20 protein-coding genes and 1 pseudogene are annotated in these 19549 nt (G+C 71.3%); 12 read left to right on the forward strand and 9 right to left on the reverse strand.

The window, feature by feature from the left end:
* Window positions 1-40: 40 nt before the first annotated feature.
* Entirely contained in the window at window positions 41-496 is a 456-nt protein-coding gene (locus tag ACWC09_RS27970; RefSeq protein ID WP_450853529.1) for a hypothetical protein, read from the forward strand.
* 77 nt (window positions 497-573) lie between these two features.
* Window positions 574-3771: a tetratricopeptide repeat protein gene (locus tag ACWC09_RS27975; protein WP_450853530.1), complete on the forward strand. Its 3198-nt coding sequence runs from the start codon at window positions 574-576 to the stop codon at window positions 3769-3771.
* 54 nt (window positions 3772-3825) lie between these two features.
* Here the strand turns inward: ACWC09_RS27975 and ACWC09_RS27980 are convergent, their stop codons facing one another.
* Together ACWC09_RS27980 and mca are read right to left on the reverse strand one after the other, a co-directional pair.
* Window positions 3826-4086 (reverse strand): hypothetical protein, encoded by a 261-nt coding sequence (locus tag ACWC09_RS27980; protein WP_450853532.1) that lies wholly within the window; start codon window positions 4084-4086, stop codon window positions 3826-3828.
* A complete protein-coding gene (mca, locus tag ACWC09_RS27985; protein WP_450853554.1) occupies window positions 4079-4939 on the reverse strand; it encodes a mycothiol conjugate amidase Mca in 861 nt (286 codons plus the stop codon). Before mca ends, ACWC09_RS27980 begins: the two co-directional genes overlap by 8 nt.
* Before the next feature lie 148 nt (window positions 4940-5087).
* On the opposite strand from mca, the gene ACWC09_RS27990 reads away from it, so the two are divergent.
* A complete protein-coding gene (locus ACWC09_RS27990; protein WP_450853534.1) occupies window positions 5088-5486 on the forward strand; it encodes a DUF4307 domain-containing protein in 399 nt (132 codons plus the stop codon).
* A gap of 168 nt (window positions 5487-5654) precedes the next feature.
* Complete coding sequence (gene greA, locus ACWC09_RS27995) at window positions 5655-6155, forward strand: transcription elongation factor GreA (RefSeq protein WP_450853535.1); 501 nt, start codon at window positions 5655-5657, stop codon at window positions 6153-6155.
* A 57-nt stretch (window positions 6156-6212) separates the two neighbouring features.
* Here the strand turns inward: greA and ACWC09_RS28000 are convergent, their stop codons facing one another.
* The 3 genes from ACWC09_RS28000 to ilvA form a co-directional block, all read right to left on the reverse strand.
* The gene (locus ACWC09_RS28000; RefSeq protein ID WP_450853536.1) at window positions 6213-6998 is read right to left on the reverse strand and encodes an ABC transporter permease; all 786 of its coding nucleotides are present in this window, start codon (window positions 6996-6998) and stop codon (window positions 6213-6215) included.
* Window positions 6999-7065: 67 nt separating this feature from the next.
* A complete protein-coding gene (locus tag ACWC09_RS28005) occupies window positions 7066-8082 on the reverse strand; it encodes an ATP-binding cassette domain-containing protein (RefSeq protein WP_450853538.1) in 1017 nt (338 codons plus the stop codon).
* A 166-nt stretch (window positions 8083-8248) separates the two neighbouring features.
* Window positions 8249-9478 (reverse strand): threonine ammonia-lyase, encoded by a 1230-nt coding sequence (gene ilvA, locus ACWC09_RS28010; RefSeq protein ID WP_450853539.1) that lies wholly within the window; start codon window positions 9476-9478, stop codon window positions 8249-8251.
* A 162-nt stretch (window positions 9479-9640) separates the two neighbouring features.
* Here ilvA and ACWC09_RS28015 point away from each other — a divergent pair, with 162 nt between their 5' ends.
* The 3 genes from ACWC09_RS28015 to ACWC09_RS28025 all read left to right on the forward strand — a co-directional run bounded on the left by ACWC09_RS28015 (window position 9641) and on the right by ACWC09_RS28025 (window position 11103).
* Window positions 9641-10141 carry a MarR family winged helix-turn-helix transcriptional regulator gene (locus ACWC09_RS28015; protein ID WP_450853555.1) on the forward strand — a complete coding sequence of 167 codons (501 nt, stop codon included), beginning with the start codon at window positions 9641-9643 and terminating at the stop codon, window positions 10139-10141.
* Between the two features lie 181 nt (window positions 10142-10322).
* Window positions 10323-10826, forward strand: coding sequence for a sigma factor-like helix-turn-helix DNA-binding protein (locus ACWC09_RS28020; RefSeq protein ID WP_450853541.1), 504 nt, complete (start codon window positions 10323-10325; stop codon window positions 10824-10826).
* Between the two features lie 25 nt (window positions 10827-10851).
* On the forward strand, window positions 10852-11103 hold the full coding sequence (locus tag ACWC09_RS28025; protein WP_450853543.1) for a hypothetical protein: 252 nt from the start codon (window positions 10852-10854) through the stop codon (window positions 11101-11103).
* Between the two features lie 10 nt (window positions 11104-11113).
* Here ACWC09_RS28025 and ACWC09_RS28030 read toward each other — a convergent pair whose 3' ends face one another.
* A complete protein-coding gene (locus tag ACWC09_RS28030; protein WP_450853544.1) occupies window positions 11114-12268 on the reverse strand; it encodes a cystathionine gamma-synthase in 1155 nt (384 codons plus the stop codon).
* Window positions 12269-12441: 173 nt separating this feature from the next.
* Here ACWC09_RS28030 and ACWC09_RS28035 point away from each other — a divergent pair, with 173 nt between their 5' ends.
* A complete protein-coding gene (locus tag ACWC09_RS28035; protein ID WP_450853545.1) occupies window positions 12442-13560 on the forward strand; it encodes a hypothetical protein in 1119 nt (372 codons plus the stop codon).
* Window positions 13561-13630: 70 nt separating this feature from the next.
* Here the strand turns inward: ACWC09_RS28035 and msrA are convergent, their stop codons facing one another.
* The gene (msrA, locus tag ACWC09_RS28040; protein ID WP_450853546.1) at window positions 13631-14143 is read right to left on the reverse strand and encodes a peptide-methionine (S)-S-oxide reductase MsrA; all 513 of its coding nucleotides are present in this window, start codon (window positions 14141-14143) and stop codon (window positions 13631-13633) included.
* A 206-nt stretch (window positions 14144-14349) separates the two neighbouring features.
* On the opposite strand from msrA, the pseudogene ACWC09_RS28045 reads away from it, so the two are divergent.
* From ACWC09_RS28045 to ACWC09_RS28055, 3 genes and pseudogenes are all read left to right on the forward strand, one after another.
* A pseudogene (locus ACWC09_RS28045) lies at window positions 14350-14498 on the forward strand (DUF4291 family protein); the annotation flags it as partial.
* Window positions 14499-14717: 219 nt separating this feature from the next.
* A complete protein-coding gene (locus ACWC09_RS28050) occupies window positions 14718-15065 on the forward strand; it encodes a hypothetical protein (protein WP_450853547.1) in 348 nt (115 codons plus the stop codon).
* Between the two features lie 8 nt (window positions 15066-15073).
* The gene (locus tag ACWC09_RS28055; protein WP_450853548.1) at window positions 15074-16177 is read left to right on the forward strand and encodes a serine hydrolase domain-containing protein; all 1104 of its coding nucleotides are present in this window, start codon (window positions 15074-15076) and stop codon (window positions 16175-16177) included.
* Between the two features lie 235 nt (window positions 16178-16412).
* Here the strand turns inward: ACWC09_RS28055 and ACWC09_RS28060 are convergent, their stop codons facing one another.
* Both ACWC09_RS28060 and ACWC09_RS28065 read right to left on the reverse strand, forming a co-directional pair.
* Complete coding sequence (locus tag ACWC09_RS28060; RefSeq protein ID WP_450853550.1) at window positions 16413-17591, reverse strand: alpha/beta hydrolase family protein; 1179 nt, start codon at window positions 17589-17591, stop codon at window positions 16413-16415.
* Window positions 17592-17737: 146 nt separating this feature from the next.
* On the reverse strand, window positions 17738-18454 hold the full coding sequence (locus ACWC09_RS28065; protein ID WP_450853551.1) for an SDR family oxidoreductase: 717 nt from the start codon (window positions 18452-18454) through the stop codon (window positions 17738-17740).
* Window positions 18455-18527: 73 nt separating this feature from the next.
* Between ACWC09_RS28065 and ACWC09_RS28070 the strand changes: the two genes are divergently transcribed.
* The gene (locus ACWC09_RS28070) at window positions 18528-19337 is read left to right on the forward strand and encodes a helix-turn-helix transcriptional regulator (RefSeq protein WP_450853553.1); all 810 of its coding nucleotides are present in this window, start codon (window positions 18528-18530) and stop codon (window positions 19335-19337) included.
* The last annotated feature ends 212 nt before the right edge of the window (window positions 19338-19549 follow it).

Genomic DNA, 19549 nt, shown 5'->3' on the forward strand with positions numbered 1-19549 from the left:
GGTCTAGGTTGGAGGCGTGGGAACGGATAGGGGGAGCTTGATGAAGAGGCAGCCGCAGAGGAAGTTGCTGTTGGGGTGGACGCTGCTCCTGCTGGGCGCGGTGGTGGGCGCGGTGGTCGTGCTGCTGAAGCGATGGACGCTGGTCGTCCTGAGTGCGGCGGCCGTGCTGCTGGTGCCGTGGATGGTGGTGCTGGGCCTGACCCTCCCGGCGCACACCGAGGTGCGGAACTGGTCGCTGGCCTGGATCGGCCTCGACGTCCTGATGGCGGCGGGCTGTACGGCGACGGCCCTGCTGGGCCTGCGCGGCGACCCGAGGGCCCGCCTCACGGCCTCGGCGACGGCAGCCGTGGCGGTCCTGGACGCCTGGTTCGACATAACGACGGCCCAGCCGGGCTCCGCCCTCGCCCAGGCCGTGGCCTGCGCGGTGGCGGAGGGGGCGCTCGCCTGTGTCTGCGTCCGCCTCGCCGTCGGCGACCGCCGCGCCCGCCCCGAGTGATCGCGGCCCTCTGTCGCTCACGCCCCGCCCGAAGGACACTCGTAGGCAAAGGAGTTGCCGCCGGAGGGGGACGTGACATGCGGGACAGCCATCGGGGGGACGCCGACCGGCTGTTGGCCCGGGCCGTGGAAGAGGAGGTGCGGCGCTCCGGTGGGCGCACCGAGGGAGCCGTACTGCTGTCGCGGGCGCGTGGCGCGCTGGACGCGATGGCGGAGACGGCCGCCGAGGAGTACGAGGCGTACACGCGCGCACTGGACGAGGGCGAGGCGGGCCGGATCGGCTTCGGGCAGCGGTACGCGAAGGAGGGTGCCGGAACTCCCCTGCTAGTGGCGGCCGTCGCGGCGATCGCCGCCGCCGTGGCCGACCTGGCCTTCGGCACGGACGCCGGCACGGCGGTGGGCGTGGGCGTCACCGTCGGCGTCGTCGGCGCGGCGGCGACCGTCGTCAAGGTCGCCGGCTCCCACCTCCCCGCGGCCCACCATCGCGCCGGCGCCGCGGGCCAGCCCGGCGGCCCCGAACAACTGCGCCTGCAGTGGCTCACGGCCCTGGAGGTCCGCGGCATCCGCCCCTTCCTCGACCAGCAGCGCGTCCTGGCCGCCTCCACCGGCCCGAAGCAGACGGGCCCCCGTCTGAAGGGCGCGGACAAGAGCGCGGCGGCCCGCGGAAGGAACCTGCTGCAGCAGTCGTTCGGTCAACTCCCCGAGCCGGACGGCCCGTTCGCGGGCCGGCGCAAGGAGCTGGCCCGCATCCGCCAGTGGGTCCAGGCGTCCCGCGCGACCACGGAGACCCGCCCCACGGTCGTCGTCCTGCACGGCGCTCCCGGCAGCGGCCGTACGACCCTCGCCGTCCGCGCCACCCATGACCTCAAGGACTACTTCCGCGGCGCCTGCGTGGTCGACCTGCGCGGCAACAGCACGGACGAGCCGCCCCTGAACACCCGGGACGCGCTCCTCCACCTCCTCAACCGCCTCGGTGCCCCCCGCGAACAGCTCCTCTTCCGCGAGCGCTCCTCCCCCGACCAGCAGGTCAAGCGCCTCAGCGAGCTGTATCACCAGCATCTGACGGGACTCCCGGTCACGATCGTCCTGGACGACGCCTCCGACCCCGAACAGGTCCGCACCCTCGTCCCCGAGCGCTCCGACAGCCTGGTCCTGGTCACCGCCCGCGAGCCCCTCGCCCTGCCCTCGGACCTCCTCGCCCAGGTGTACGAGCTGCCGGTCGAGGCCCTGGACCCGGCGGGCGCCGATGAGCTGCTGGACGCGGCGGCACAGGACAGCTCCGGGCCGTACGACGCCGAATCCGCCGACCGGATCAGGGAGTTGTGCGGCGGTCTGCCCCTCGCCCTGAGCATCGCCGGCTCGTCCCTCGGCGCGCGCTCACCCCGCCAACTGGCCACGGACCTGGGGGCGTACGGCCCGGTGGAGCCGACCGAGCGAGCCCTCTGGCTCCGCTACACCGACCAGTCCGAGACCACCCGCCGCCTGCTGCGCCGCCTCGCCCTCGCCGGCCGCGCCTCGCTGGGCGCCGCGGCCGCCGCGTCCCTCCTCGCGACGGACGAGACCGAAGCCACCCGCCACCTGGTCGCCCTGTCCCGCGCGGGCCTGATCGACCACGTCCGCGGCAACCGCTACCGCCTCCACGACCTGGTACGGGCCTTCGCCCAGGCCCGTCTCCTCGACGAGGAGGAACCCACCGAGCGCACCTCGGCCCAGGAACGCCTGATCGTCAACTACGCCGACCTCGCTGACTCGGTGCTGCGCCTGGTCGACGGCAATATGTCGACCCGCTCGGACCGCTTCAGCCCGCACGGCTTCACCTCCCTGGACGAGGCCCTGCGCTGGCTGGACGACGAGTCGAGCTTCATCACCTCGGCCCTGCGCCACGCGGAGGGCGTGAACCAGGCGGCGGTCCTCAACCTCCTCGGCGCCCTGTGCGACTACTGCCTGCTGCGCGGCGACCTCTACCGCCTGGGCGAGATCAGCGAGCTGGCGCAGGCCGTCGACGAGGGCCTCCTGGTCCGCTCGGTGCAGTGGCGCACCGGTATCGCGGCCCGCCAGCTGGGCGAGCTGGACAAGGCCCGCACCACCCTGTCCTCCGTGGTGGACCTCTACAGGGAGGCACACCACGACGCGGGCGCCGCCCGGGCCCTGTGCTCCCTGGGCATCACCCTCCACCACCAGGGCAACCTCACCGAGGCCGAGACAAAGCTCCGCGAGGCCCTGGACCTCCAGGCACCTCCCGAACTGGCCACGGACCGCGCCTGGACCATGCACGCGCTGGCGGCGGTGGAGCGGGACCGCGGCCGTGTCTCCGAAGCCCTGACCCTCCTCACGGACTCCCTGGTCCTGCACCGTGCCGGCGAGTCCGTGCACGGCGAGGCCTGGGCCCACTTCCAACTCGGCCAACTGTCCCTGCGCATGGGCGACGTGCCCCGCGCGGAGTCCGAGCTCCGCGCGGCCCTCGACCGCTACGGCCGCACCCGCGACGCCCGCGGCGAGGCCTGGGCCCTCACCCAGCTCGCCCGTGCCCGCCTGGTCGCCGGCGACCCCTCCCCGGCCGTCGACGGCCTCCGCCAGGCGGCCTCCCGCCACCGCGAGAACGAGGACGCCCGCGGCGAGGCCTGGACCGTCTACTACCTGGGCCAGGCCCTGGAGGAAACGGGCAACCTCGACCTGGCGGTCCGCGAACTGGAACGCTCCCGCACGATGTTCTCCCGCATGCGGGACGTGTACGGGCTCGCCTGCGCACGGCATCATTCGGCGCGGGTGACGCGGGACCAACGCGCGGCCCAGACAGGATCGTTGAGGAACTCGGGCTTCGCCCGCCAACTCCTGGTGGACGCCCGGGCCGACTTCCAGCGCATCGGCGTCGCCCACGGCGAGGCGTGGACATGCCTGGAGCTGGCGGTGGTGGACGCGGGCAACACCCGTACGCCCCAGGCGCTGGCACTGTGCGACCAGGCGGTGGATCTGTTCACGTCCTACGGCGACCGGCGCGGCGAGGACTGGGCGCGCTTCCTGCGCTGCACCCTGCTGCCGTACGCGGCGCCCGGCGGCGTGGAGGTCGGCTCGGCGGTGGCCCAGGAGGACCTGGCCGAGCTGGAGCGGACGAGGCACCGGCTCCGCGACGAGAAGCTGGACGACTACGTGGGGGCGTACCGGCTGCTGCTGGAGCGGGGCGTGAATCTGGAGGACGGCTGGCAGGCCTGGCGGCTGGGGATGGTGCCGAGTCGGCATGCACGGGAGGTGATGGGGGTGTCCTCCGGTACGGCATGAGCCCGTGACGCCCGCGGAAGGTGTCACGGAATCATGCCGTCGGTCGCCCGGCGGTCAGCGCTTCGTCGGCGAGGCCTTCTCGGAGTTCGCGGTTCCCTTGCCGGAGGCCTCCGCCTCCGGGTCCGCCGCCTCCTCGAACGTCACCTTGCCCATGTGCTTGCTCATGGACTTCATCAGCCCCCATATCGCCAGGGCCATCACCGCGAAGACGATGAAACCGAGGACGCCGGGGGTGACCTTGTTCTCGTCCACCTCCTTGGCGAGGGGGACGAGGTGCGTCATTGCCAGGCTCACGCTTGCGCTCATGTCAGGCATTGTCGCGGATGCCCGCAAAGAGGTCGTCCTCGGGGAGGGAGGTATCGACGAGCGACTTCGCGAGCTCGTACTCCTCCGTCGGCCAGACCTCCTTCTGGATCTCCATCGGCACCTTGAACCAGCCGCCGTCGGGGTCGATCTGCGTGGCGTGGGCGATCAGCGCCTTGTCACGGATCTCGAAGTACTCGGCGCACGGGATGTGCGTGGTCAGCGTGCGCTCGGTGCGCTCGAACTCCTTCCAGCGCTTGAGCCAGTCCCCGTACGGCGACTCCAGGCCCCGCTCCAGCAGCGCCTGGTGCAGCGCCTCGGTGCGCGGGCGGTTGAAGCCCTGGTTGTAGTAAAGCTTGAGCGGCTGGTACGCCGCGCCGAACTCCGGCTCCGGATACTTCTCGGTGTCCGCCGCACCCTCGAACGCCACCATCGAGATCTTGTGGGTCATGATGTGGTCGGGGTGCGGGTAGCCGCCGTTCTCGTCGTAGGTGGTGATCACCTGGGGACGGAACGAGCGGATCTGCTTCACCAGCTCACCGGCCGCCTTGTCGACGTCCTCCAGGGCGAAGCAGCCCTCGGGCAGGGGCGGCAGCGGGTCGCCCTCGGGCAGGCCGGAGTCGATGAAACCGAGCCACTCCTGCTTGATCCCGAGGATCTCGCGGGCCTCGTCCATCTCCTTCTTGCGTACCTCGTGGATGTGCTCCTCGATGTACTTGTCGCCCTGGAGTTTCGGATTGAGGATGGAGCCGCGCTCCCCGCCCGTGCAGGTCACGACCAGCACGTCCACCCCCTCGGACACGTACTTCGCCATGGTGGCCGCGCCTTTGCTCGACTCGTCGTCGGGGTGGGCGTGGACGGCCATCAGTCGCAGCTGGTCAGTCAAGACTCAATCCTTGGTAAGTCGGCGCCCCGGTGACTTGGGGGGCGATCGGCGGCTTCTATAGTGACCGAATCGGGCGGCGAATAATTCCGGGGTCCGGCTTCGGGAGCCCCCTGCCGAGAGGACGATCATGAGTACGGCGAGCACTCAGCTGCCCGAGGGCCGCTACGGCCGCTCCTCGGACGAGCGCGCCGACCACAAACTCAAGATCGCCGGCGCCGTGTTCGGGGCCCTCCTTCTCGCCCTGATCGCCTACTTCGCCTACCACTACGTCGGCGAGAACAAGATCAGCGGCGAGGTGATCACGTTCGAGCCGCACAAGAACTCCGTCTCGATCCATCTCGAGGTCCGCAAGGACGCCGGCGCCTCCGGCTACTGCACCGTGCGCTCCCAGGCGGCCGACCAGTCCGAGGTGGGACGGGCCGACTTCCGCTTCGACGGCAAGGCCACCCGCATCGACAAGGTCGTCACGCTCCGTACGACGGCCCCGGGCACCACGGCCGAGCTGCTCGGCTGTCACGCCGACTGACGTCACGCTCGATACGTAGTCGCTGACCTGCGTTGACGTATTTCTGATGGCATATGTCCTCCCCCTTGGGCCGCTGAATTGTTAGGCTCGTGGTTTCGCCCATCCGTGAAGGAACATTCTTCTGGGTAGGGCGATGCTTTGTATTCCCAGTACCTACGAGGAGCACCTGTGACCCAGACCAGTGAGAACGTCACCTGGCTTACCCAGGAGGCGTACAACCAGCTCAAGGCCGAGCTGGAGTACCTGTCTGGTCCTGCGCGCACGGAGGTCGTCGCCAAGATCGCGGCCGCGCGCGAGGAGGGCGACCTGCGTGAGAACGGCGGGTACCACGCGGCCAAGGAAGAGCAGGGCAAGCAGGAGCTCCGTGTGCGCCAGCTGACCCAGCTCCTGGAGAACGCCAAGGTCGGCGAGGCCCCGGCGTCGGCGGACGGCGCCGTGGCCCCCGGCATGGTCGTGACGATCGCCTTCGACGGCGACGAGGACGACACCCTGACCTTCCTGCTCGCCTCGCGCGAGTACGCGAGCGCCGACATCGAGACCTACTCGCCGCAGTCCCCCCTGGGCTCCGGTGTGATCGGCCACAAGGTCGGCGAGGACGCGGAGTACGAGCTGCCGAACGGCAGGAAGGCCTCCGTGAAGATCCTCAAGGCCGAGCCCTACAACGGCTGATCCCGAGCACGCACGTCCTTGGCGAGCCCCCGGCGTCCGATGACGCCGGGGGCGTCGTCATGCCGTCGCCGAGCGGTACTTCCGGACCGCCAGGGTCCGGAATATGACGACGATCAGGACCGAGTAGATCAGCGAGGCCCACACCGGGTGCTGCATGGGCCAGGCGTCGGACGGTGACTGGCCCGGGTTGGCGAACAGCACCCGGCAGGCCTGCACGGTGGCGCTGAACGGGTTCCACTCGGCGATATGACGCAGCCACGGGGTCATATGGCTGGTGTCCACGAAGGCGTTCGAGATGAACGTCACCGGGAACAGCCAGATCAGTCCGCTGGAGGTCGCCGCCTCCGGGGTGCGGACGGACATGCCGATCAGGGCGCCGATCCAGGTGAAGGCGTACCCGAGCAGGAGCAGCAGGCCGAAGGCGGCGAGGACCTTGGCGGCGTTGGTGGCGCCGTCCGATCCGACGCGCCAGCCGACCAGCAGCGCGACCACCGCGAGGACGACCAGGGTCAGCGCCGTCTGCACCAGGTCCGCGAGGGTGCGCCCGGTCAGCACCGCGCCGCGTGCCATGGGCAGGGAGCGGAAGCGGTCGATGAGGCCCTTGTGCATGTCGTCGGCGATACCGGCGCCGGAGCTGGCGGTGGCGAAGGTGACGGTCTGCGCGAAGATGCCGGCCATCAGGAAGTTCTTGTAGTCGGTGGCGCTGGTGCTGCCGCCGATCTGCATGGAACCGCCGAAGACATAGGTGAACAGCACCACGAACATGATGGGCTGGATTAGCCCATAGATAATCATTTCAGGAATCCGGGACATGCGAATCAAGTTGCGCTTGGCAACGACCATCGAGTCCCGGAAGGACTGGCTGATGGGGTTCCCGGTCGGCGCGACCGCACGGCGTCGGTGACGGCGCTCACTTGGCGGCCTCCTTCTTGTGCTTGCGGTCCTGGGCGGCCGCTTCCGCCGACGCGCCGTTCTCCTCGGGTTTCACCTCGGCCACATGTCCCGTCAGGGAGAGGAAGACGTCGTCGAGGGTGGGACGGCGCAGGCCGATGTCGTCTATCTCGATGCCGCGGACGTCCAGCTCACGGATGACCTCGGCCAGCAGCTTGGCGCCGCCGGTGACCGGGACGGTGAGCTTGCGGGTGTGCTCCTCGACGGTGAGCTCGCCCTTGCCGAAGCCGGCGAGGACCTCGCGGGCGGTGGGGATGTGTTCGCGCTCGTGCACCACGACCTCGACGCGCTCGCCGCCGGTGCGGGCCTCGAGCTGGTCGGAGGTGCCGCGGGCGATCACGCGGCCGTGGTCGACGACCGCGATGTCGTGCGCGAGGTGGTCGGCCTCTTCCAGGTACTGGGTGGTCAGCAGCAGGGTCGTACCGCCGGAGACGAGCTGTTTGATGACCTCCCAGAGGAGCTGGCGGTTGCGCGGGTCGAGGCCGGTCGTCGGCTCGTCCATGAACATCACGGGCGGCGAGACCACCAGGGCGGCGGCGAGGTCGAGCCGCCGGCGCATGCCTCCGGAGTAGGTCTTCGCGGTGCGGTCGGCCGCGTCCGCGAGGTCGAACTGGGCGAGCAGCTCCTCGGCCCGGACCTTCGCGGCCTTGGCCTTCATCTGGTAGAGCTGGCCGACCATCTGCAGGTTCTCGCGGCCGGTCAGATACTCGTCGACCGCGGCGAACTGGCCGGACAGGCCGATCGAGCGGCGTACCTCGTTCGGCTGCTTGAGCACGTCGAGGCCCGCGACCATGGCCTTGCCGCTGTCCGGTTGCAGCAGGGTGGTCAGACAGCGGACGGCGGTCGTCTTGCCCGCGCCGTTCGGCCCGAGCAGGCCCAGGACGGTGCCCTCGGGAACATCGAGGTCGACGCCGTCCAGAGCCCTTACTTCACCGAAGGTCTTCACCAGACCTTCGGCATAGATGGCGCCTGGCATGTGAGTCTCCACGTCGTCGGGGATTCTTCGGAAAGCCTGGGTTTGTGCGAGGTGTTCCGCCTGATGGGTGACGGATTCGATGGCGGGTCGGCGGCCGCGAGACTCACCGTAACGCGATGTATCGCGTCTCTCAACGGATTTTCCCGTACGAGTGAGAAGGAGCCCCTCAGTCGATGACCGTGTAGCCCGCTTCGCGCAGGGCGCGGCCGACCTCGGCGCAGTGCTCCGGCCCCTTCGTCTCGAGGTGCAGCTCGACCTCCGCCTCCGTGAGCCCGAGCCGTGGATCGGTCCGTACGTGACTCACATCGAGGACGTTAGCGTCCACCACTGACAACGCCCCGAGAAGCGTCGCGAGCGCCCCCGGCCGGTCCGTGAGACGCAGCCGTACGGCCAGGTAGCGGCCCTGCGCGGCCATGCCGTGCCGCAGCACGCGCTGCATCAGCAGCGGATCGACGTTGCCGCCGGACAGCACCGCCACGACCGGCCCCTCGAAGGCACGCGGGTCGCTCAGCAGCGCCGCGACCGGGCTGGCGCCTGCCGGTTCGACGACCAGCTTGGCCCGCTCCAGGCACAGCAGCAGTGCGGCGGCCAGTTCGTCCTCGGTGACCGTGCGGACCTCGTCCACCAGCTCGGCGATGATCCGGAACGGCACGTCGCCGGGCCGCCCGACCTTGATGCCGTCGGCCATCGTCGCCGGGTGCTCGATCGACGTCGGACGTCCGGCCGCGAGCGAGGGCGGATACGCCGCAGCGCCGGCCGCCTGCACGCCCACGACCCGCACGTCAGGCCGCAGTGCCTTCACCGCGACCGCGATACCCGCCGCGAGGCCTCCGCCGCCGATGCCGACGACGACCGTGCGCACCTCCGGGCACTGCTCCAGGATCTCCAGCCCGACCGTCCCCTGTCCCGCGATGACGTCCGGGTGGTCGAAGGGGTGGATGAACACCGCGCCCGTCTCGGCCGCGTACGCCTGCGCGGCGGCCAGCGTCTCGTCGACCACCTGGCCGTGCAGCCGCACCTCGGCGCCGTACTCGCGCGTGGCGCTGATCTTCGGCAGCGGGGCACCCTTCGGCATGAACACCGTGGCCCGCACGCCCAGCAGCGAGGACGCGAGGGCGACGCCCTGCGCGTGGTTGCCGGCGCTCGCCGCGACGACCCCGGCGGCCCGCTCCTCGGGCAGCAGCCCCGCGATCCTGACGTATGCGCCGCGCAGCTTGAAGGAGCCCGTGCGCTGGAGGTTCTCGCACTTGAGGTGCACCGGCGCGCCGACCAGCTGGGACAGGTGCCTGCTGCCCTCCATCGCCGTCACCCGCGCCACGCCCGAGAGCATCTTCTGGGCGCCCCGTACGTCGTCGAGGGTCACGGGCCGCAAGGAGTCAGCCGTGCTGTAGCTCATGACTCAAGCATCGCAGTTCACAGGCGCACGCGACCGGTGTGACCAACGTCCGAGACTGGTTTGCGCAGCGTCGGTACGGCCCGCCTCCCGGCCGCGTACTCTGTCCCCCATTCCAGACCACCTTCATGAAGCGAGCCTCCGGCCATGCCCACAACACCTGAAATGTCGATGGACATGACGACCGTCGGTGACATCGGTCTCCTCGACACGCTGCAGCACGAGGTGGCGGTCTTCGCCCGCCGTGCCGAACAGACCCGGCTCGGCGGGGTCGGGCAGGTGCGCAACTCCATGGACCGCGCCGCATACCTGCTGCTCAACCGCCTCGACAAGGAAGGCCCGATGGGCGTCAAGGCGCTCGCGGCCAGCATGGGCATCGACTCCTCGACGGTCACCCGGCAGGTGGCCCCGTTGGTCGACACGGGCCTCGTCAAGCGGACCTCGCACCCCGAGGACGGGCGCGCGGTGGTGCTCCAGCTCTCCCCGCGCGGGCAGTCGCGACTGGAGGAAGTGCGCTCCTCCAGGCGTCAGTTGATGGCCGAGCTGACCCACGACTGGGCGCCGGAGGAGCGCGAGGCGTTCTGCACGCTCCTCACGCGCTTCAACACCGCGCTCTCCGCCCGGATGTCGGTCCAGGGGGTGCCGGGCCCCGAGGCGTCGTCGTAGGCGGTCCTGTACGCGCCCGTGCGGCGGGGGAACCCTCACGTGCGCGTGCATGCCGCCCGGCTCTTGACCGAGAGCCCACCCCTGGCCTCATATGAGATCGGGCCCTGTTCGCACACGGTTCCGTATGCCGTACGCGGCCGGGTCCGGTCTCTCATCAGGGTCGCGTCAGGCGGGAGGCGCGGTGCGACAACGGCAGGCGTCCCAAGGTGCCCGCCGGGCCCGGGAGTTCGAGGCGTTCGTCGCGGGCGCGGCAGGGCGGCTGCTGCGTGCCGCGACGCTGCTCACGGCGGAGTCCCCGGACGACAACCCGCGCGCGCGACGCCTGCTGACGCACGCCCTCGCGCACACGTACGCGTGCTGGGACCGGCTGCGCGGGGAGGACCCGTACGACCGCGCCCGGCAGTACCTGGCCACCCGCTTCGCCCGCGCGGCCTGGCACCAGTACGGCGCCTTCGGCCGGAGCCGCCCGCACCCCGACAGCACCCTGTCCGGCCTCACGCCGCAGGAGCGCCTGATCCTGGTCCTCAGGCTGTACGAGGGGGTCGCCGAGGAGCAGACGGCGGCACTCCTCGGCCTGCCGACGGAACGCGTCCATGCGATCTGCGACCGCGCGACGGCGACCCTGCTGCATCCCCCGAAGGGGCCCGCTCCCTCGGTGGTGGGGGCGAAGGTGGCGCCGTCATGACGGATTCCGGCCCCGGGAGGAGCGGATGAACCGGCCCGAGCGGGAGGCCGCCGCGCGGCGGATCATGGAGCGGGACACGCCCGTCGTGCCGCCGGAGCTGTATGCCGACGTCATGCGGCGCGGGGCCCGGATGCTGCGCCGCAGGCGGGTCGCGCGGCATGCGCTGTGGCTGTTGGTGTGTGCCGGGACCCTGGCGTTCCTGGTGTGGGCGCTGGTGGCCCGCCCGTGGGTGGAGCCGCCCTCGCAGACGACTCCCCCGTACACGACGGGCTGGTGAGCGGGCTCGGCTAGCCGAGCGCCTGCTGCAGGTCCTCCAGGAGGTCGTCGACGTTCTCGATGCCGACGGAGAGGCGGACGAGGTCGGCCGGCACCTCCAGGGCCGAGCCGGCCACCGACGCGTGCGTCATGCGTCCGGGGTGCTCGATCAGCGACTCGACGCCGCCCAGGGACTCGCCGAGGGTGAACACCTTGGCGCGGTTGCAGACCTCGACGGCCGCCTCCTCGCCGCCCGCGACCTGGAACGACACCATGCCGCCGAAGGCCCGCATCTGCTTGGCGGCGACCTCGTGGCCGGGGTGGTCCTCCAGGCCCGGGTACAGCACACGCGTCACGCGCGCGTGCCGGGTGAGCATGTCGGCGACCTTGGTGGCGTTCTCGCTGTGCCGGTCCATGCGCACCGAGAGCGTCTTGGCGCCGCGCAGCACCAGCCACGAGTCGAAGGGCCCGGCGACCGCGCCCATCGCGTTCTGGTGGTACGCCAACTCCTCGCCCAGCGCCTCGTCGGCGACGACCAGCGCACCGCCGACGACGTCCGAGTGACCGCCCATGTACTTGGTCAGGGAGTGCACGACGACATCCGCGCCGAGCGCCAGCGGCTGCTGCAGGTACGGCGTGGCGAAGGTGTTGTCGACGACGAGCTTCGCGCCCGCGTCCCCGGCGATCTGGGCGAGGGCGGCGATGTCGGTGATGCCGAGCAGCGGGTTGGAGGGGGTCTCCACCCACACGGCCTTGGTCTTCGGGGTGAGGGCGGCCCGTACGGCGGACGGATCGCTGGTGTCGGCGACCGACCACTCCACCCCCCACCGGGCGACGACCTTCGCGAACAGGCGGAACGTGCCGCCGTACGCGTCGTTGGGGATGACCACGTGGTCGCCGGGGCTGAGCAGCGTACGCAACAGGCAGTCCTCGGCCGCCAGTCCGGACGCGAACGCGAGCCCGCGACGGCCGCCCTCGAGGGCGGCGAGGTTCTCCTCCAGGGCGGTCCTGGTGGGGTTGGCGCTACGGCTGTACTCGTAGCCGCCCCGCAGGCCGCCGACGCCGTCCTGCTTGTAGGTCGAGACCTGGTAGATCGGCGGGACGACCGCGCCGGTGAGGGGATCGGCGGTGTTGCCCGCGTGGATCGCGAGGGTCTCGAAGTGCTGACTGATGTGCCTGTCGCTCATGGGCACCGAGGGTAGTGCGCTCGCGGGCCAGGTGTCGGACGGCGAGGCGCGGGAGGCCGTACGGCCGGGTTTTCCCTCGGTGCGAAAGCGCTTCCGAAGCGGCTGCGGGGAGTTTTCCACAGGCCCGCCGACCTGGTTCGCCAATTGTCACAGGCGTCTGGAACCCTTGAGGCATGGAATTTCTCTGGGTCCTGATCGCGGTGGTCATGGTGGGCTTCGTGCTGCTCCCGGTCATGCGGCGCCGCCGGGGCATGATCGAGCAGGTCCCGGCCGGCCACCCGGACGCGGCCGACCCCGCGAACTACGGCTTCGTGCGGGAGGAGGAGCTGGACGTCCGTATGCCCGGCCCCGACCAGGACCTGCTGGACGTCCTGGACCTGGTGCAGCGCACCCAGGACTACCGCGCGGCCTCGCAGCTGCTGGCGGGCACGGAGGCGGAGGGCGAGCTGCGCTGGCAGCGCGTGCAGGCCTTCGCGGGCGCCGCGTCCCTGGAGCTGAGGGAGCGGCCGGGCGGGGTCAGCGAGACGCCGGGCGGGCAGTGGCTGCGGGTGTGGCGGGTCGAACACCCCAAGGACGCGGGCGGCGCGGCCGTGCACGCCGAGTTCCTGGTGCAGCAGGCGTGGCGGACGTCGACGCCGGGCACGGACGAGTTCCGCATCATCATGGAGGAGGCGAGGGCGGCCTGCGGCGACGCGGCGCTGCTCGCGCCGGGCGACCCGGTGCCGTACATCGTCGAGCTGTCGGTGGCCCGCGGACTGGCGTACCCCCGGCCGGAGTTCGAGCAGCTCTGGCTGAAGATCCTGGACCGCGCCCCCTCCCACATGGGCGCGCATCTGGCCGCGCTGCACTACTGGTGCGAGAAGTGGCACGGCTCGCGCGAGCTGGCGTACTCCTTCGCGGAGGCCGCGGCCGCCCGGGCCCCGCAGGGCTCCCTCCTCGCCGCCATGCCGCTGTTCGCGGTGTTCGAGCACCTCCCGGAGGTGAACCTGGTCCGCGGCTTCTACCAGAGCGAGGTCGTGACCAAGGCGATCCACGGCGCGCTGCACGCGGTGCACTCGGCCCGCCCGGACGACCCGATGCTGGCGCACGTACGCCACCTGCTGGTCTTCTTCCTGGTCCGCGCCGAGCGCTGGGCGGAGGCCATGAGCCAGCTCATACACATCGACGGCCACGTGGGGGCCCTTCCCTGGACCCTCTCCGCCGACCCCGCCGCCGAGTTCGCGGTCTACCGCGCCCTGGCGGTGGGTGGCTACGAGGCGAACGGCGGCAGCCCGGCGACGCTGCCGCACTGAGCGGGCACGGCCCGGCTGCGGAACCTCGGCCGGTCAGGTTCCGCCTTCCGCCGGGCCGTCTCCAGGTCGGTCAGCCTTCCGCGCGGGCGGGCAGCCGCCATCCCGGGCGCGGGAAGTGGCAGGTGTAGCCGTCCGGGTAACGCTGCAGGTAGTCCTGGTGCTCGGGCTCGGCCTCCCAGAAGAGGCCGACCGGCTCCACCTCGGTGACGACCTTGCCGGGCCACAGGCCGGAGGCGTCCACATCCGCGATCGTGTCCTCGGCGATCCGCTTCTGCTCGTCGTCCACGTAGTAGATCGCCGAGCGGTAGCTGAGGCCGATGTCGTTGCCCTGGCGGTTCTTGGTGCTCGGGTCGTGGATCTGGAAGAAGAACTCCAGGAGCGCGCGGAAGTCGGTCTTCGCCGGGTCGAAAAGGATCTCGATGGCCTCCGCGTGCGTCCCGTGGTTCCGGTACGTCGCGTTGGGCACGTCACCTCCCGTGTAACCGACCCGGGTCGCCGTCACACCCGGGAGTCGGCGGATCAGCTCCTCCATCCCCCAGAAGCACCCGCCTGCCAGCACGGCCCTCTGCGTCTGCGCAGCCATTACGGCCCCTCCACATCTGTCAGCTCGATCACTCGGGCCACCCGGCTCGCACACCACCGGCATCCCATGCCCACTGTGCTCAACGTACGAGGGTTCCAAGCGATTCCGTACCCGTCCGACCCGCCCTTCGGTCGGAGTTCTCCGCCACGGCGAACGGCAGTCGAAATCCAGTGGCTGCCTGAACCGCCGACCCCTCGCTGTACGCCATGGAAGAACCACCACACAGGATCCGTGCGGCCCACTCGCAGTCCACGGTCACCGTCAACCAGGCCTACTCCCCGCAGATCGGCCCCTGCCCGCCGCCCGCGACGGCCGTTTCCCCGCCGCGTGGAAGCGGGACAGGATGACGTGGATCATCAAGCCTCGTTCACAGACTTCAAGGGCACGTGCCTGAACGCTGAGCTGTATCGACTACGTGGGGCGAGTCTGCCGAAGGGGTCCTTCGGCAGAGGGCTTCACACCACCGCCGGAGACGGCTGGACCACCGAACCCGGACCGTGGGCCGAATCCGCCGACGACCGGCACGGCGTGGCCCGGAACCATCCGAGTCCGCTCTCACCGAGAAAGTATGGCGATGGACGAAGACGAGAGCCTGCACCGCTACGGCCTGCACCCCGCCGGAGCCGACCTCGACGAAGTGCGCGGGCTGCTCGCCGAACAGACCCGGCTGGAGACGCGTGCGCAGGGAGACGGGGACACGGAGCTGATGAAGCTGTGCTGCGTGCAGCTGTTCAACGCCGGAGTTCTCGAAGACGTACTGCCCATAGGGCAGGCCAAGTCCGCAAGCATGGACGCCGACTGCTTCGCCGGCGTGAGGGGCGCGGCACATCCTGGCCCGGCTGGACCATCTGGCCGAGCCACGCCTGCCGACGACGGTGGCTACCGTAATTCGGTTGCCCCCCGCCCGCCCGATGCGGGCTAATGCCACTCATGGCTGACATTCAGGGCTCGTACGACGACCTGTTCACCGCCGTGCCTTCCGCGCTGGCGGAGTTGCTGGACGGAGGGGACGTCGGTGGGGCCGTGGCGGTCTTCGTGGACGGGGAGCCGGTCGTGGACGTGTGGGGTGGGTTCGCCGATGCCGGGCGTACCGTGCCCTGGCAGCGGGACACCCTCGTCTGCGTCTACTCCGTGACGAAGACGATGACGGCCCTGTGCGCGCTGGTGCTGGTCGACCGGGGGGAGCTCGACCTGGACGCGCCCGTCGCCCGGTACTGGCCCGAGTTCGCCGCGGCCGGCAAGGAGAAGGTTCTCGTACGGCATCTGCTGTCGCACACCGCCGGGTTGCCCGACTGGGACGGGCCGGTGGAGGAGGTGTTCGACTGGGCGGCCGCCACGGCACGGCTCGTCGCGGCGGCGCCGCAGTGGGAGCCGGGAAGTGCGGCCGGGTATCACTCGCTCACCCAGGGGTTCCTGGTGGGTGAGGTGGTGTGGCGGGTCAGCGGGCGCAGTGTCGGGGAGTTCTTCGCCGAGGAGATCGCCGGGCCGCTCGGGGCCGACTTCCACATCGGGCTGGCCCCCGAGCACGACCACCGGGTGGCGCTCACGATTCCGCCGCCGGGGCGGGACGAGGAGTACACGGCGAGCGCGCCCGGCAACACGACCCCGTCCGCCGCCACCGCGTTCCGGGTCCGCGACGGCAACAGCCCTGCCTGGCGACGGGCACAGATCCCGGCGGCCGGTGGTTTCGGCAACGCACGCTCGATCGCCCTCGTCCAGTCGGTGATGGCGTGCGGCGGGACCCTGGACGGGGTACGGCTGCTGTCGCCGGCCGGGTGTGAGCGGGCCTGGGTGGAACAGTTCAGCGGAAAGGACCGAGTGCTGGGCATGCCCATGCGCTGGGGGCTCGGCTACGGGCTGTTCGGAAGTACATACGGCTGGGGCGGCTGGGGCGGCTCCCTCGTGATGATCGAACCCGAGGCCCGGATGGTCGTGGCATACGCGACGAACCAGATGCGCGAACCCGCCGGGGACAACCGGGGGTTGGAGATCGTCATGTCGGCCTACGACGGGCTCAAGGGGCTGCGGGCCTGAGACCGGGAGAACGGCCTCAGCGCGAGATCCTGGCGGTGGTTGAGGCGGTCGCCCGCCCGCGACCAGTGGGGCCCCGAGCGGGACCTCGACCTCCGGTCCCACCCGGCTGCTCCGGCGAGGCTGCGCGGCGCCACGCCCGCGAGTGGACGGTCGCCGTCCATGACGTCGCTCCGCTGCCCGTGAGGTGCACGCGTGCGTGAGCGGCGGCGGCCTCGCCTCGGCGGTCCGGCTGCCGTCACGGTGCGTGGAACGTCACCTCCGGGTAGGTCGGGTCGGGGCCGTTCAGGATGGGGGCGGGGATGTGCCGCAGGTGGAGGTCGAAGAAGGCCGCGACGTAGGTGCGGGTGAGCTGGACGGCTCGTGCGGGGGAGAGCGTCGTGCTCGGGTCGGGGATGCCGAGTGCCTCGGCGAGGACCGGGAGGTCGGTGAAGCCGGCGTGGTCGGAGCCGGTGACGGTCAGCCAGCGTTTCCAGCCGGTGAGGCGGCTCCAGGCGGCCGTCCAGGTGGGGTCCTCGCCGGTGCCCGTCGGGTGACCGATCATCATGAACGGGCGGCCGCCCAGGCCGTCCGCGGGGACGGGCGCGAACATGGTGCCGTCGAGGTCGACGCCGGCCCGGACGCGCCGGTCATGGGCCATCGTCGGGACCGCGGAGGCGCCGCCGAGGGAGTGGCCCGCCACGCCGATCCGGCTGCTGTCGATCAGGCCGGCGTGACGCCAGGCCGGGTGGCTGCGGTCCGTCAACTCGTCGATGACGAACGACAGATCCTTCGCCCGGCTCTGCTCGATCGTCTCGGGCGGGTACGCGTCGGGGTCGTCGCAGACGGCGCAGGTGAGGGTCTGCCCGTCGGGGAACGTGGTGCCGGAGTTCTCGTAGGTGTGGTCGACGAGGGCGATGACGTAGCCGCGACTGGCCAGGTCCTCGGCGAGGCTGGTGATCTCGGTGCGGGGCATGGTGAAGCCGGGCGAGAGCAGGATCAGCGGGTACCTGCCGTGCCGCGGGGCCGCGTCGGTGTGCGACCAGGTGCGGGTTGCGCTGACCGCCTCGGGCGGGATCGTGCTGCCCGGGAGCTTCAGCTGGAGCATCAGCCGGGCGGCCTCGGTGGTCATGTAGGGGGCGGGTCCGCCGGTGCCGGGCCGGGCGGGGTAGTACATCGACACCATGAGCTGCCGGGGCCCGGCCGAGGGGACCCACGGGTCCTGACGGTGCTCGTCGACGAGGTGCAGGATGTCCCGGCCGACGGCGTACGGGCCCGTCGGGGCGGGCAGGGTGGCCGGGGAGATGTCCGTGTCGGAGGCCGCGAGGGTGCGGTGCACCGAGGGCGCGGCTGACACGGGGGCGGCTGCGGCCCACACGGGCAGCGGCAGGACGAGTGCCAGAACGACAGCGATGGCTGTGCGACGGGTTCTTGTCATGCCGCTGACGCTAGAACCGGGCCTCGCAGCAGGCGTCCGCACGGAGAGGGAAGTGACGTCCCCTCAGAGAGGGAGAGGGACCGGCCGCCAACCCCCGGGAGACGTACGGGACATCCCCTATCCCTCACCACGGCATCCCCTGTCCCTCACCATGGCACCCCCTCCCCGTCCCACGAGAAGAACTCCCCCGTCGGCCCGTCGTCCTCCAGCAGTGCCAGGTGTACGGCCCCTGCCGCCCCCTGAGCCGGATCGTCGCCGGTGGCCCGCGCGCCGGGCACGAGGTCGGTGGCCCTCCGTCCCGGCGCGAGGGCGTTGACCTTGAAGCCCTCTCCGGCGAGCGTCTGGGCGTACAGGAGGGTGAGGGCGTTCAGGGCCGTCTTGGAGGCGCGGTAGGCGGCGGAGCCGGGGTGGCCCGGGGTGAACTGGGGGTTGGGGCGGGTGCTCCAGGTCAGGGACGCCGTACCGCTGGAGACGTTGACGATGCGGGGGCGGGGCGAACGGCGCAGGGCCGGGAGGAAGGCGTTGGTGACCTCCAGGACCGCGACGACGTTCGTGTCGTACGCGCGTCGGAACTCGTCGGCGTCCGACTCGGTCGGCGAGGCGAGCGACGGATTGATGCCCGCGTTGTTGACCAGGACGTCCAGGCGGTCCACCTGGGCGGCGGCCTTGGCGATGCTGTCGGGGTCCGTGACGTCCAGGACCAGCAGCCGGGCGCCCGCGCCGATCTCCGCCACGGCCCGCCTGCCGCGGTCGGCGTCCCGTGCGCCCACGTGGACCGTGAAGCCCTCCGCGGCCAGCTGTCCGGCAATATGCCGGCCGATTCCCTTGTTGGCACCGGTGACCAGTGCTGTGCGATCGGTCATGCACACCACGGTTCCCTGGCCGCGCCCGCCCTGCCAGGGACAACCTGTACCAGGCGGACGGGAGGCGACGGGGATGGCGAGGCAGGAGTTGGCCCGGTTCCTGCGGGAGCGCCGTGCGCTGCTGCGGCCGCAGGAGGTCGGCCTGCCGGACGGTCTGCCCCGCCGCACACCCGGGCTGCGGCGCGAGGAGCTGGCCGAGCTGGCCCATATGTCGGTCGACTACTACGTACGGCTGGAACAGGCCCGTGGGGCGAGACCGTCCACCCGGATCCTGGACGGGCTCGCGCGGGCCCTGCGGCTGACGCCCGCCGAGCGCGACCATCTCTTCCGGCTCGCGGGGTCGGCCGCGCCGCCAGGTGAAGGGCCCGTGCGGCGGGTGCGGCCGCAGGTGGCGCGGATGCTGGAGCGGTTGCCCCAGACCGCGGCGATCGTGACCGACGCGGCGTACGGGCTCGTCGCCTGGAACCCGTTGGCGCAGGCGCTGTTCGGGGGTGACCTCGGGGTCGGGACACGGAATCTGGCGCGGCGGCGGTTCCTCGGTGAGGGGCGGATGTACGAGTCGAGCAGCGCGGAGGAGTTCGGGCACATCGTCGTCGGGCGGCTGCGCCGGGCGGCCGACCGTTACCCGCAGGACCCCGCCCTCGCCGTCCAGCTGGCCGAACTGCGCTCCGGCAGCGAGGAGTTCCGGCAGCTGTGGGAGACCCGGCCGGTGCACGCGCCCGGTCATCGCACCAAGGCCGTCGACCATCCGGCCGTGGGCCCGCTCCGGCTCAACTGCGACGTGCTGCTCGTGCCGGAGGACGACCAGGAGGTCGTCCTGGTCACGGCGGACCCGGGGTCGCCTTCGGCACGGGCGCTGCGCGAACTGGCCGCACGGTCCTAGGCTCTTCTGGCCGGCCGCACGGTCCTGGGCTCGTCTGGCCGGCCGCACGATCCTGGGCTCTTCTGGCCGGCCGCACGGTCCTAGGCTCTTCTGGCCGGCCGCACGGTCCTAGGCTCTCGCAACAGTTCGGCGGCGGCCTCTCCGTCCTCGCGGGTGAGGCGGCGGACCTTTTCGACGAGTTCCAGCAGCTCGGGGCCCTCCTGGCGGACGAG

The sequence above is a fragment of the Streptomyces sp. NPDC001617 genome, from assembly GCF_053596855.1.